Origin of the sequence: Lutimaribacter saemankumensis (assembly GCF_900100005.1) — a bacterium.
Classification (GTDB): Bacteria; Pseudomonadota; Alphaproteobacteria; order Rhodobacterales; family Rhodobacteraceae; genus Lutimaribacter; species Lutimaribacter saemankumensis.
On record NZ_FNEB01000004.1, the window covers coordinates 69719 to 82490 of the forward strand.

The 12772-nt window shown below is 64.1% G+C and carries 14 protein-coding genes; 4 read left to right on the top strand and 10 right to left on the bottom strand.

Translation table 11 applies throughout. From position 1 onward, the window contains the following. Positions 1-283 precede the first annotated feature (283 nt). Entirely contained in the window at positions 284-913 is a 630-nt protein-coding gene (locus BLT50_RS09340) for a nitroreductase family protein (protein ID WP_090028416.1), read from the bottom strand. Next, positions 910-2028: an LLM class flavin-dependent oxidoreductase gene (locus tag BLT50_RS09345; protein WP_090028417.1), complete on the bottom strand. Its 1119-nt coding sequence runs from the start codon at positions 2026-2028 to the stop codon at positions 910-912. The genes BLT50_RS09340 and BLT50_RS09345 overlap by 4 nt, the downstream gene beginning before the upstream one ends. Positions 2029-2179: 151 nt before the next feature. Here BLT50_RS09345 and BLT50_RS09350 point away from each other — a divergent pair, with 151 nt between their 5' ends. After that, positions 2180-2713, top strand: coding sequence for a winged helix DNA-binding protein (locus tag BLT50_RS09350; RefSeq protein WP_090028418.1), 534 nt, complete (start codon positions 2180-2182; stop codon positions 2711-2713). 42 nt (positions 2714-2755) lie between these two features. Here the strand turns inward: BLT50_RS09350 and BLT50_RS09355 are convergent, their stop codons facing one another. Next, complete coding sequence (locus BLT50_RS09355) at positions 2756-3637, bottom strand: inositol monophosphatase family protein (protein ID WP_090028419.1); 882 nt, start codon at positions 3635-3637, stop codon at positions 2756-2758. A gap of 125 nt (positions 3638-3762) precedes the next feature. On the opposite strand from BLT50_RS09355, the gene BLT50_RS09360 reads away from it, so the two are divergent. Next, complete coding sequence (locus tag BLT50_RS09360; protein ID WP_090028420.1) at positions 3763-6732, top strand: error-prone DNA polymerase; 2970 nt, start codon at positions 3763-3765, stop codon at positions 6730-6732. Between the two features lie 12 nt (positions 6733-6744). On the opposite strand, the gene BLT50_RS09365 is transcribed toward BLT50_RS09360, so the two are convergent. Then, positions 6745-7335 (bottom strand): transglycosylase SLT domain-containing protein, encoded by a 591-nt coding sequence (locus BLT50_RS09365; protein WP_090028421.1) that lies wholly within the window; start codon positions 7333-7335, stop codon positions 6745-6747. A gap of 184 nt (positions 7336-7519) precedes the next feature. On the opposite strand from BLT50_RS09365, the gene hspQ reads away from it, so the two are divergent. Beyond that, positions 7520-7846, top strand: coding sequence for a heat shock protein HspQ (gene hspQ, locus BLT50_RS09370; RefSeq protein ID WP_090028422.1), 327 nt, complete (start codon positions 7520-7522; stop codon positions 7844-7846). A 238-nt stretch (positions 7847-8084) separates the two neighbouring features. On the opposite strand, the gene BLT50_RS09375 is transcribed toward hspQ, so the two are convergent. The 3 genes from BLT50_RS09375 to lepA all read right to left on the bottom strand — a co-directional run bounded on the left by BLT50_RS09375 (position 8085) and on the right by lepA (position 11276). Beyond that, the gene (locus BLT50_RS09375) at positions 8085-8339 is read right to left on the bottom strand and encodes a hypothetical protein (RefSeq protein WP_090028423.1); all 255 of its coding nucleotides are present in this window, start codon (positions 8337-8339) and stop codon (positions 8085-8087) included. 231 nt (positions 8340-8570) lie between these two features. Next, complete coding sequence (locus BLT50_RS19025) at positions 8571-9206, bottom strand: hypothetical protein (protein ID WP_139170505.1); 636 nt, start codon at positions 9204-9206, stop codon at positions 8571-8573. A gap of 270 nt (positions 9207-9476) precedes the next feature. After that, positions 9477-11276: a translation elongation factor 4 gene (gene lepA, locus BLT50_RS09385; protein WP_090028425.1), complete on the bottom strand. Its 1800-nt coding sequence runs from the start codon at positions 11274-11276 to the stop codon at positions 9477-9479. 10 nt (positions 11277-11286) lie between these two features. On the opposite strand from lepA, the gene BLT50_RS09390 reads away from it, so the two are divergent. Beyond that, positions 11287-11733: a L,D-transpeptidase gene (locus tag BLT50_RS09390; protein WP_245723342.1), complete on the top strand. Its 447-nt coding sequence runs from the start codon at positions 11287-11289 to the stop codon at positions 11731-11733. On the opposite strand, the gene cutA is transcribed toward BLT50_RS09390, so the two are convergent. Genes cutA through BLT50_RS09405 form a run of 3 tightly spaced genes read right to left on the bottom strand, consistent with a single transcriptional unit; the run spans position 11734 to position 12699 of the window. Then, a complete protein-coding gene (gene cutA, locus BLT50_RS09395) occupies positions 11734-12042 on the bottom strand; it encodes a divalent-cation tolerance protein CutA (RefSeq protein WP_090028426.1) in 309 nt (102 codons plus the stop codon). Then, positions 12039-12281: a CDGSH iron-sulfur domain-containing protein gene (locus BLT50_RS09400; protein WP_090028427.1), complete on the bottom strand. Its 243-nt coding sequence runs from the start codon at positions 12279-12281 to the stop codon at positions 12039-12041. The genes cutA and BLT50_RS09400 overlap by 4 nt, the downstream gene beginning before the upstream one ends. Positions 12282-12336: 55 nt before the next feature. Next, positions 12337-12699 carry a thiol-disulfide oxidoreductase DCC family protein gene (locus BLT50_RS09405; RefSeq protein ID WP_090028428.1) on the bottom strand — a complete coding sequence of 121 codons (363 nt, stop codon included), beginning with the start codon at positions 12697-12699 and terminating at the stop codon, positions 12337-12339. Positions 12700-12772: the final 73 nt, after the last annotated feature.

The following is a 12772-nucleotide window of genomic DNA, read 5'->3' on the forward strand; positions in this document are numbered from 1 at the left end:
TCGTCTGCATCTTGATGGTGCCGTCGCTGCGGCTGCCCGAAACGGGATCCATGGATACCGAGGTCGGCCCCATACAGGCCGACACTGCCAAGGCGGAACAAAGAACTAACGTTAAGCGGTGCATGGATTTCTCTGGTGTGATTTAAGGTTGTGTCGTTTTTTGCGTGGAATACGGCACACTTTTGGCGATACGAGGGAAAATTCCCGGTCATGTCAGATGATTAGCGCCGATGCCTGTGCCGATGGGCTGTGTGCCGCACATGACGATGCCATCGCCCCGAAATCAGACCCTCAGGATCAGACTGTCGGCCTCCTGACGGATTTTCGGCCAGCGTGCCGCCGGGTCGTCCGGGGCCGATTGTCCCAATGCCACCAGTACGTCCGGCGCAAGCCCGCGCCCTGTCAGGTCCAGCGCGTCGCCCAGGCGCGCGGCGTCGAACCCTTCCATCGGGCAGGCGTCCAGCCCGGCTTCGGCTGCCGCGGCAAGGAACAGCCCGAGGGCAAGGTAGGTCTGCGCCCGCGCCCAGGCGTTGAAATCAGCAGGGGACTTGCCCTCGATATCGCGGGCGTAGCCGTCACGCAGCTTGCGCACGGCCTCGGCGCCCGCAAGCCCACGCTGGGCTGCGACCTTCGCGGCATGGGCATCCAGCGCCAATGCGCCGGCCTTTGTCAAATGCGCGAAAAGCACCAGATGCCCGGCCTCGCCGACATTGGTGCTGGAATAGACGCTGCCCGACACGGCGGCGCGGGTTGTTGCATCTTCGATCACCAGCGCGCGCCATGGCTGCGCGTTAAAGGCGGTGGGCGCCAGAACCGCCGCATGCAACGCATGATCCAGCGCCGCGGAATCCGCGGCGCCGGGGACGAACCGGCGCACTGCATGGCGCCGGCCCAACAGGTCGGTCAAGCTCATTCCGCGGCGACCGCCGGTGCGTCGGGGGCCGGGCGCAGGCCCTTTTCGGCCAGCAGGGGCATGACGTTGTCGCGGAAATTGGGGAATTCCTCGGCGTAATCGAGGAAGGACATCGTGGTGCCCGCGAACCCGGCCTTGGCCAGGCTTTCGATCCCGTCGGCGACCTGTTCAGGCGTACCCACCAGCGGAAAGCCCCCGTGCCCCGCCGCCATCCGGTCGCGGATCAGCGCCAGCAGGTCGTGCGGGAAGGATTGCGCATTGGCGAATTGCAGATTGATCAGGTTGTCCACGGCCTCCCAGTCGGCATTGTCCTGCGCGTACCACTGATGCACCTCGCGCGCCTCCTTTTCGGTGGGGCGGCAGCAGATATGGCTGAAGGTCAGCACGCCCACCTTGCGCCCCTTTCCTGCGGCCTGGTCCTTCAGTTCCTGCACCTCGCCGACCGAGCGTTCCAGATCGATCGCCGGAGTGAACAGGAAATCGGCGTTGTCGGTGGCAAAATCGCGCCCCTGCGGGCTGCCGGCGGCATTCAGGATCGGCGGGCGGCCATCGACGGGGCGCGGCGCTCCGAGAATTTGCTTTAGGTTGAAATACTTGCCGTCCCAGTCGAAAACCTCTTCGCTGGTCCACAGTTTCTGTACGACGTCGAACCATTCCTGCGCATAGCCATAGCGCGTTTCGTGATCGTCAGGCAGGGTCAGGCCAAGCGCCTCGTATTCCGGTCGGTTCCAGCCCGCGACGATGTTCAGGCCGATCCGGCCCTTGCCCACCTGGTCGGCGGTGGCCAGCTGCTTGGCCACCACGACGGGGTGATTGGCCGCGGTGTGCATGGTGGCGAAAACCGTGAGCCGCTCGGTCGAGGCCAGCAGCGCGGTGGCCCAGGTCATGGTTTCCAGCACGTTGTGATGGAAATTCGTCTCGCCGCCGTATCCGATCCAGCGGGCGATGGGCAGCATGAAATCCACCCCCGCCGCATCCAGCATCTTGGCCAGCCGCAGGTTGTTGTCCCAGCTGTTGTCCCAGCGTTCATCCACCTTCGTCACGGTCATCCCGGACGAGCAGTTGGTGGAAAAAGTGCCAAGCTTGAAATGGTCGTTTGCCAGAAAGGCGCGCATGGTTTCGTCTCCGCTGTTGGTCGTTTTGTCTTTGGTGGTAAAATTGGATGCATTTTCAAATAAAAAATCAATTTAAAAATCGATCTTGTGAAAATCACCTTTGGCGACAATGCTGTAGCCCGTGCAAATGCACATGAAAGGAGCCCCGCCGATGAGCCCGAACAAGCCCGAATCAAGCGTCGACAGACGCTGGCACCTCGCGCAGGAGCCTCTCGAGGTCGAGTTGACGGATTTCGAATACGCCCTGATGCGGGCCTTTGAATCCTTCGGGCGCTGGCAGGCGGAATGCCTGGCCTCGTCCGCGCGGCTCGAGGCGTCGGGCCCCGAAAACGCGCTGCTGCATGTCATCCGCATGCATGACCGGCCCAAGACGATCAAGGAGCTGGCCCGCCTGACCAACCGCGACGACATTCCCAACATTCAATACAGCCTGCGCAAGCTGCTCAAGGCCGGGCTGATCGCGCGCGAAGGCTCGTCGCGCACCGGGGTGCATTACACCGTCACCGACGAGGGCCGCGCCATCACCGACCGCTATGCCGAAATCCGGCGGGAATTGCTGGTGTCGCTGCTGGGGCGGCTGAAATCACCCGACGCCTCGCTGCGGGATGCCACCCGCACGCTCGAACTGCTGGTGGGCATCTATGACAGCGCGGCGCTGGATGCGGTCACCCACCGGCGGGATTAGGCGCCGTCCCCCCGCTTCATCTTGCCAAAAATACTCAGGCGCTCAGCTTTCCACGGGCGGTGCGGTAAGCAGCGGGTCGAGCACCTCGGCCACGGCGTCCCAGGTGGCCGGGTCCGCGGCGGTCAGCAGGTATCCCTTTTCCCGGTCGATGGTATAGTCGGCACCGTCCAGCATTTTCGCCACCCCGCCCGCGCGCTGGCAGATCAGAACGCCGGCCGCGTGGTCCCAGGGGTTCAGCGTGCCCGACAGGATGAAATCCACGTTTCCCATCGCCGCCATCCGGTATTCATGCGCCGAACAGCGCAGCGCGTCGGTGCGGGCGAACTCGGTCAGCAGCGGGGCCAGCAGCCGCTGCACCGGCTTTGGCATCAGCGATGCATGGGTATAGCCCGACAATTTCGCGATCGGCCCGCCGCCCGACATCGTCAGCCGGGTTTCGCGACCGGTTGCGGTGACGTGGCGGGCGGGGCTGGCCTCGTCCGCGATCACGTAGTCATCCGCCAGCGGGTCGTAGATCAGCCCGAATACCGGCCTGCCATAGCGCGTCGCCGCCAGGATCACCCCGAAGGCGCCCAGCCCGTGGGCGAAATTCCAGGTGCCGTCCACCGGATCGATGATAAAGGCCAGCTCGGCCTCGGCCGCCCTGGTGCGCAGCGACGGATCGGCGGCGGCGGCCTCTTCGCCGATGATGGTGGCGCCGGGGAACATCCGCGCCAGCCCGCGCGCGATCATCGCCTCGGCAGCGGTGTCGGCCTCGGTCACAAGGTCGTCGGGCCGTGTCTTGGCGGCGATCTGGCCCGCGCTCAGCCGGCGAAAGCGCGGCAGGATCTCGGTGCGCGCGGCGCGGCGGATGATGTTGATCAGGCTGGTCTGTTGCGCGGGGCTCAGCGGGCCGGTGATGATGGCGGGCAGGTCGGTGGGCATGGGGGAATCGCCTTGGCTGGGATCATGGCCTGATTGCCAGCAGGTCGGTGCGGATGCAACGCGGGCAGGGCGCGACAAATCGGGACTCGAAAAAGAACAAAACGTGAATATACTTGTCCCTTGCCATGTATGCCGAGCTTTGCGCCACGTCGAATTTCACCTTCCTCACCGGGGCGTCGCACCCCGAGGAGCTGATGACCCGTGCCATGATGCTGGGCCTGCCCGCGCTGGCGGTGGCCGATGAAAACAGCGTGGCCGGCATCGTGCGCGCCCATACCCGCGCGCGCGACCTTGCCCGCCAGCTGGCCGAGCGCCGGGCCGAGGAGCAGGCCAACGGCGTGATCGGCCCCGGCCGTCCCGGCGCGCCCGCGCAGACACCCGACCTTCACGCGCCGCGCCTGATCCCCGCGGCCACGCTGGTGTTCGAGTGCGGCCTGCGTCTGACGGCGTTGCCGCGCGACCGGCAAGGATGGGCCAATCTCTGCCGCCTGCTGACCACGGGCCGCCGCCGTGCGCCGAAAGGGGACTGCCTGCTCAGGCTCGACGACCTGTGGGATCGGGCGCCGGGGCTCGAACTGCTCCTGCACCCGCCACAGGCGCTGCCGGGGCCGCGCGGCGCGGGTGATTGGTTGCCACAGGCCGAACGGCTGGCGCGCCGCCTTGGGCCGCAGATGCACCTGCTGATGCATCCCCGCTATGACGGGCAGGATGGCCCGCGGCTCGATGCGCAGGCGGCGCTGGCGCGGCGGCTGGGGCTGGGCGCGGTCGCCTCGGCGCTGCCCATGATGCACCACGGCGCGCGGCGGCAACTGGCCGACGTGCTGGCGGCGATCCGCACGGGGCGGCGGGTCGACCAGTTGGGCCGCGCGGCGCTGGCCAATGGCGAACAGCGCCTGCGGTCAGGGGACGAGATGCGCCGCATCTTCGCCGGCCATGCCGATGCGGTGGACGCGGCGGGGGCGCTGGCGGCGCGGCTGGACTTTTCGCTGGACGAGCTGCGCTATGAATACCCGTCCGAGGTGGCGCCGGGCGAAACCCCAGCCGCGCGGCTGCGGCGGCTGGCCGAGGCAGGGCTGCGCTGGCGTTATCCCCATGGCGCCCCCGACAGGGTGCGCGCGCTTCTGGAACATGAGCTGACGCTGATCGGCCGGCTGAAATACGAGCCCTATTTCCTGACCGTGCATGACGTGGTGGATTTCGCCCGCGCGCGCGGCATCCTGTGCCAGGGGCGGGGATCGGCGGCCAATTCGGTGGTCTGCTATTGCCTGGGCGTGACCTCGGTCAGCCCCGAGATCGGCACGATGGTGTTCGAACGCTTCGTCTCGGAGGCGCGCGACGAGCCGCCCGATATCGACGTGGATTTTGAACATGAACGCCGCGAAGAGGTGATCCAGTGGATCTATGAGCGCTATGGCCGCCACCGTGCGGGGCTGTGCGCCACGGTGATCCATTACCGCGGCAAGCGCGCCATCCGCGAGGTGGGCCGTGCGATGGGCCTGGCGCAGGACACGATCTCGGCGCTGTCCTCGCAGCTCTGGGGGTTTTTCTCGACCCACGGGACCGAACCCGAGCGCCTGCGCGAGATCGGGCTGGACCCGGCCGATCCGCATCTTGCGCGCACCATGCGCCTGATCCGCGAGATCATCGGCTTTCCCCGTCACCTGTCCCAGCATGTGGGCGGCTTCATCATGACCGAGGGGCGCCTGGACGAGCTGGTGCCGATCGAGAATGCCAGCATGGAGGACCGCACCGTCATCTGCTGGGACAAGGACGATATCGACAGCCTCGGCATCCTGAAGGTCGATGTTCTCAGCCTCGGGATGCTGACCTGCATCCGCAAGGCGTTCGATCTGATCTCGGCGCATCACGGCACCGGTTACAGCCTGGCGACCCTGCCGCCCGAGGACAGCCGGGTCTACGACATGCTGTGCCGGGCCGACAGCGTGGGGGTGTTCCAGGTCGAAAGCCGCGCGCAGATGAATTTCCTGCCGCGCATGCGCCCGCGCTGTTTCTACGACCTGGTGATCGAGGTGGCGATCATCCGCCCGGGGCCGATCCAGGGCGACATGGTGCATCCCTATATCCGCCGCCGCAACGGCGAAGAGCAGGTCAGCTTTCCCTCGGATGCGCTGGGCGAGGTGCTGGGCAAGACGCTGGGCGTGCCTCTGTTCCAGGAACAGGCGATGCAGATCGCCATCGTGGGGGCAGGGTTCACCCCCGACGAGGCCGACCGCCTGCGCCGGTCGCTGGCCACGTTCAAGAAACACGGCAACGTGTCGGAATTTCGCGCCCGTTTCATGCGGGGCATGCGCGCCAACGGCTATGACGAGGATTTCGCCGATCGCTGCTTTTCCCAGATCGAGGGGTTCGGCAGCTACGGCTTTCCCGAAAGCCACGCGGCGTCCTTTGCGCTGCTGGTCTATGCCTCGGCCTGGATCAAGTGCCACCATCCCGGCATCTTCGCCTGCGCACTGCTCAATTCGCAGCCGATGGGGTTCTATGCGCCAGCACAGATCGTGCGCGACGCGCGTGAACACGGGGTCGTGGTGCGCCCGGTCTGCATCGAGCGCAGTTTCTGGGACAACGTGATGGAGCCGGACGGGCAGGGCGGGCTGGCGCTGCGGCTGGGGTTCCGCCAGATCAAGGGCCTGCCCGAGGAAGAGGCCGCCTGGCTGACCGCGGCGCGCGGCAACGGCTATCGCTCGGTGCAGGATGTGTGGCGGCGCGCGGGGGTCAGCCCCCCGACGCTCACCCGGTTGGCCGAGGCGGATGTGTTCGCCGTGCTGGGCCTGTCACGGCGCGAGGCGCTGTGGCAGGCCGGCGCGATCCGCGCGGCCAGGCCGCTGCCCCTGTTCGACGGCGATCTCGATGGCGAGGCGATCGACGAACCGCCCGCCCATCTGCCCGCGATGACCCTGGGCGAAGAGGTGGTCGAGGATTACGTGGCGACCCGGCTGTCGTTGCGGGCGCATCCGCTGGCGCTGCTGCGTCCGCTGCTGACCCCGCCCGACGGCCGGCCGCCGGCGGCGGGGCCGGATGCGCGGCGCGCGCCCGACCTGTCGCGGATCAGCTTCACACGGGCCAACCCGGATTGACCGGCGCGCCGGTCAGCGCAGGCGGCGCGGGCAGGTGGCCAGTTGCGCGTCATAAAGGACCGCGCGCTCGCCCACCTCGCCCGAGATGCGCATCAGCCAGCTTTTCGCACGGTGGCTGCCGCGGCTGAAACCGGTATGCCCCTCGTGATAGGCAAGGTACTGGTTGCGCGCGTCGTACAGCGAAATCCCGTTTCTTTCCCGCGACTTGTTCATGTACCAGCCCATGAAGTCGGTGGCGTCGCGAATACGGTCACGCTTTGCGCCCCAGCGCCCGGTGGCGCGGCGGTAATCGTCCCACGTGCCGTCCAGCGCCTGCGCGTAGCCGTAGGCCGAGCTTTGGCGGCCCATCGGGATCACGCCCAACGCATAGCGGAAGGGGGTGCGTGCGTTGCCGATGAATTTGCTTTCCTGGTAGATCGTGGCCATCTGCACCGCGACCGGCACGCCCCATTTGCGTTCCGTCGCGACGAAGGCACGCCCGTATTTCGGACGCTGCGCCAGGATCGAACAGGCGTTGTCCAGGTTGCGCGGTGCCGAGAAATCGCCGCCCCCGCAGGAGGCGAGAACCATCAGCAATACCAGTGCGCGAAGAGTTCTGCTCATCTGCCTCTCGCCTCGGTTTATTTGTTTTTTTGCTACTTTAGCGAAAAATCGCCGCGTGTGAAATCACAATTGCGGGCCGCGTCCCGATCACGCACTGTGCAGGTGAGGTTCACGCAGTGTTTCCTTGAATTTCTTGGGAAAAAGGCGCATTGTGCAAGGCTGTGACGAGAGGGAATCCGACGTGATGTTGAAGACGCAGGCGAAATACAGCCTTGGGCAGGTGGTGCGGCACAAGCGCCATCCGTTTCGTGGCGTCGTCTTCGATGTCGATCCGCGGTTCAACAACACCGAGGAATGGTACCAGTCCATCCCCGAAGAGCTGCGCCCGTCCAAGGATCAGCCCTATTATCACCTGCTGGCCGAGAACGAGACGAGCTATTACATCGCCTACGTTTCGGAACAGAACCTGCTGCCCGACACCTCGGGTGAGCCGGTCGACCACCCCGATATCGCGGACCTGTTCGGGCCGTTCCGGGACGGGCAGTACCCGTTGCATTTCCAGCTGAATTGAAGCGCGCGGGCCGTTAACCGCGCGGTTCGCCCGTGAAACCGCGCAATTCCTGACAAATCGTTACCGAAAACCGCGCGATTGCGCGCCGGGACCGCGCGTTTCCTGACGAAAGGTTAACGCCCTGGGCCGGGTTTCGCGGCGGATCGGGCGGTATTTGGGGCCGAACAGGCAAGACCGCGCGGTGCGAGGGAGAAACCGCGCGGTCTTAACCTTTCCCACTTGGGGCGCATGTCCGGGGTCACACCTCGCGCGCGGCGGGGTCGGGAAGGATCCCGCCCTCGGGCGTGCGGCGGTGATCGAAATCGGGGTCGTCACGCTTGATCCTGCGCGACACCAGATGGGCCGCGGGCAGGGTCAGCACGGCGCCAAGCGCCACCGCCCCGGCGATCACCGGCCAGTCGTAATAGCCCAGGCTGAAGGCGATGATGAGAAACCCACCCGCCAGCACGGGAAACACGCCGGACGGGATGAGCACGTATTTCAGGCGATCCATATCGGGCCTCCTTTCACCACCGAGTTATGCAGGCCGTGCGGCGGTGAAAGGGAGGCTCAAGCAGGGGTGAGAGTTGGTCGCGTTGGTGTGAGGGGGATAAGACAACGTGCATCCTAAAGGTGATGCGTTATTAACCTAGGGTGATCTCGGCCCTTTGTATCTAATGCCTATTTGGTTCGAGTTTTCATAACCGCAACGTCGGTTGGTCCAAGCTCGGTCCAACTAAGTATATTATGAGATGTTATTTGTGAATCTCATTGTAACGGTCGGTCGTGGGTGTTTGCCGAAAAAGTTCACCACCAAATCTTCGCCGCCCCAGAAGAGCCCCACAGGGAAATGCACATTCTTGTTTTCAACATTCAAATACAGAAACTGCCCTGTGAATGAAACAATGTCCTTGTTCGATTTTTCCAAAACAACTGTTGCAATGAGTGCCCAAACCAAATTTACGGGAAAGTGGATGCGACCTTCCCCAAAATTGAAATTCCAACCGACAAAAGAACCGGGTTGCTGTTCGGAAAATGCAAACTTTGAAGAAATTGTATATCCGTGTTGAGTGGCATTTCGGTAGCAGTGGTAAATTATGTCTGCAACATCTGGGTTTTCGAGAGTCTTGCCATCGTCGGTTGAAACAGAAATATTCGGAAACCTCGTTTCCGACATATTAAGACCAGTGCAACTAAAAGGCTCAATTATTTGATACTTGGATCTAACGTAGTCTTTGTATTCTTTGCCAGTGATCTTGGCTTTTCCCAAAGCTTTCCGCGCAGTTGCCTCAAGGGCGGGACAGATTAAGTCTAGGGCCTGATCCCAGTTTCTATTTCTCCCGCCTTCAATTGATAGTTCCACACGTTTGGCTATGTCCATAAGGCAATCTCCAAAATAGGGTGTCGCAAGCCTGAATATCAACCTAAAGTTAAGTGGGGTCAAGGTTGGTGCCTCGCCCAATACTGGGCTCATGGCGACACTTGTGCCAGAAGCTTGTCGTAGGTCCACTCCCTTGGTTAGGAGGTCCGAGCACGATGCTGATTTTCGAAAAGTGATTAGGGTGCGATCAGCGCGCAATCGCAGCGGGGCGGGCCCGCAGGTTTTCTGCAAAAACCGTCTTTCACCCACGCGCCCGTAAAATGGACAACCTCAGTTGTCCATTTTCAGGGCGGAAATGAACGCTTCCTGCGGGATATCCACCTTGCCGAACTGGCGCATCTTCTTTTTTCCCGCCTTCTGCTTGTCCAGCAGCTTGCGTTTGCGGGTGGCGTCGCCGCCGTAGCATTTGGCCGTCACGTCCTTGCGCAGCGCGGCCAGCGTTTCGCGGGCGATGACCTTGCCGCCGATGGCGGCCTGGATCGGGATCTTGAACATGTGGCGCGGGATCAGATCCTTGAGCTTTTCGCACATGGCGCGGCCGCGCATCTCGGCCCGGTCGCGATGGACCATGGTCGACAGGGCATCCACCGGCTCGTCATTCACGAGGATCTGCATCTTGACCAGGTTGTCGGCGCGGTAGCCCGTCAGCTGGTAGTCGAAGCTGGCATAGCCCTTGGTCACCGATTTCAGACGGTCGTAGAAATCGAACACCACCTCGTTCAGTGGCAGGTCGTAGACCACCATCGCGCGGGCGCCGGCATAGGTCAGGTCAAGCTGGATGCCGCGGCGGTCCTGGCAGAGTTTCAGCACGTCGCCCAGGAATTCGTCGGGCACCAGGATCGTGGCCTTGATGCGCGGTTCCTCGATATGGTCGATCTTGGAGGGGTCGGGCATGTCGGCGGGGTTGTGCAGTTCGACGAAGCTGCCGTCGCGCATGTAGATGTGATAGATCACGCTGGGCGCGGTCGTGATCAGCTCGATATCGTATTCGCGTTCGATGCGGTCGCGGATGACCTCGAGGTGCAGGAGCCCCAGAAAGCCGCAGCGGAAGCCGAAGCCGAGGGCGGCAGAGGTTTCCATCTCGTAGCTGAAGGAGGCGTCGTTCAGGGCCAGTTTCTCGATCGCGTCGCGCAGGTCTTCGAATTCGGCGCTATCGACGGGGAAGAGGCCGCAGAACACCACCGGGACCGAGGGTTTGAAGCCCGGCAGCGGTTTGTCGGCGCCTTTCTTTTCGTGCGTGATGGTGTCGCCCACGCGGGTGTCGCGGACCTGCTTGATCGACGCGGTGATGAAGCCGATTTCGCCGGGGCCGAGTTCGTCGACGTTCTGCATGGCGGGGCGGAAGACGCCGATGCGGTCGACGCCGTAGCGCGCGCCGGTCTGCATCATCTTGATCTGGTCGCCCTTTTTCAGCTTGCCGTCCATGATCCGTACCAGCACGACGACGCCGAGATAGCTGTCGTACCAGCTGTCGACCAGCATCGCCTTGAGCGGCGCGTTGGCATCGCCGGTGGGGGCGGGCAGGCGGTGGACGATCGCCTCGAGCACCTCGTGGATGCCGATGCCGGACTTGGCGCTGACGCGGATCGCGTCGGAGGCGTCGATGCCGATCACGTCCTCGATCTGTTCGGCCACGCGGTCGCAGTCGGAGGCGGGGAGGTCGATCTTGTTGAGCACCGGCACGATCTCGTGGTCGGCGTCGATGGCCTGGTAGACATTGGCCAGCGTCTGCGCCTCGACGCCCTGGGTGCTGTCGACGACCAGCAGCGAGCCTTCGACCGCGCGCATCGAGCGGCTGACCTCGTAGGCGAAGTCGACATGGCCGGGCGTGTCGATCAGGTTGAGGACATAGTGTTCGCCGTTGTCGGCGGTATATTCGATGCGGACCGTATTGGCCTTGATCGTGATGCCGCGTTCGCGTTCGATATCCATCGCGTCGAGCAACTGCTCTTTCATGTCGCGGGCCGACACGGTGTTGGTTTCCTGAATCAGCCGGTCGGCCAGGGTGGATTTCCCATGGTCGATATGGGCGACGATGGAGAAGTTACGGATATGCGCGAGGTCTGTCATGGATGGGGATATGATGCGGATTCGGAGGGCGGTCAAGGTGGCGCGTGCGTGGGGCTGTGCGGCGGTGCTGGCGCTGTGGGGCGCGGGCGCGCAGGCGCAGGCGCTGATCGTGACGGTGGACCTGTCGGAGCAGCGGATGGAGGTGGCCGAGGGCGGCGAGATCACCCATGACTGGCCGGTCTCCACCGCGCGGGCGGGCAAGTGCACGCCGGTCGGCACCTATACGCCTTACCTGTTGAAACGCATGCATTATTCCACGCTTTACGACAACGCGCCGATGCCCTGGTCGATCTTTTTCCTGGGCAATTACGCGATCCACGGCACGACGCAGGTGGACCGGCTGGGGCAGCCGGCCTCGGCGGGGTGCATCCGGCTGGCGCCGGAAAACGCCGAAATCCTGTTCGAAACGGTGCGCGAGGTTGGGATGGACCAGACGCGCATCGTGGTGCGCGAGTGATCAGCCCCGTGTCGACAGGTCGAGCCAGTCGGCGGCCTCGGGTGTGGTCTGGACCTCTTCCCAGGTGATGACGGGCAGGTCGTAGGGGTGTTCCTCGGCCACAAGCTGCGCCAGTGCCGCGACGTGGGCGGCGCCGGTTTTCAGCAGCAGGTGTACTTCGGCCTCTTCCTCGACCGCGCCTTTCCAGTGAAACAGGCTGATCACGCCGGGGGTGATGTTGGCGCAGGCCGCCAGCCGGGCCTGAAGCGCGGCGCTTGCGATGTCGCGGGCGCTGTCGATGTCGGGGCAGGTGGTCGAAAGGTGGATCATAGACTGGAATGGCTGCCATCGCAGAGCGGGGTCTTGCCCGAATGCTTGCAACCGCAGAAGAACACCTTTTTCGACGCCTCGGCGGTGTATTTCACCGGGGTGAATTCTGTGCCCTTGTGGCTGCCGTCGCAAAAGGGCTGGTTCTGCGATTTCCCGCAGGCGCACCAGAAATAGTTTTTCCCTTCCTCGACCTCGACGGGGTAGGGGGATTTCTGCGGGATGTCGGGCGTGTCGGTCATGTGGCTGGCTCCTGTGCTGGCTCGCTTTGCGATGTTGGCGGATGGGGCGCGGGCGTCAAGGCGTCTTGCGCGTTCGGCGGCGGTGCATGGCGTAGAGGATCGGGGCCGCGATGTGGCGGTAGCCGCGATCAGCCAGCCAGTGCAGGCCCGGCAGCCCGGTGAGCCAGGCCAGCCACCGCCAGCCGGGCAGGCGCGCCCAGAGCAGGCGGAAAGCGTCGAGCCCCTCGTGCCGCTGCCCGTTCAGGTCCACGCGAAAGGATTGAGCGGCGGTGTCGCGGTCGATGCCCCAGGCGGGCGCGGCGTCCAGCCCGTCGATTTCCAGCGGCAGCCCGGTCTTGCGGGCAAGCCGCGCATAGCCCGCGACCTCGCGCGCGCAGATCGGGCAGGTGTCGTTATGCAGGATACGCAGATCGTCCATGCCGCGAAGGATAGCGCTCGGGCGGGTGTGTCAATGGCTGGCCGTTCGTGACACACTGGCGGTCATAGCCAAG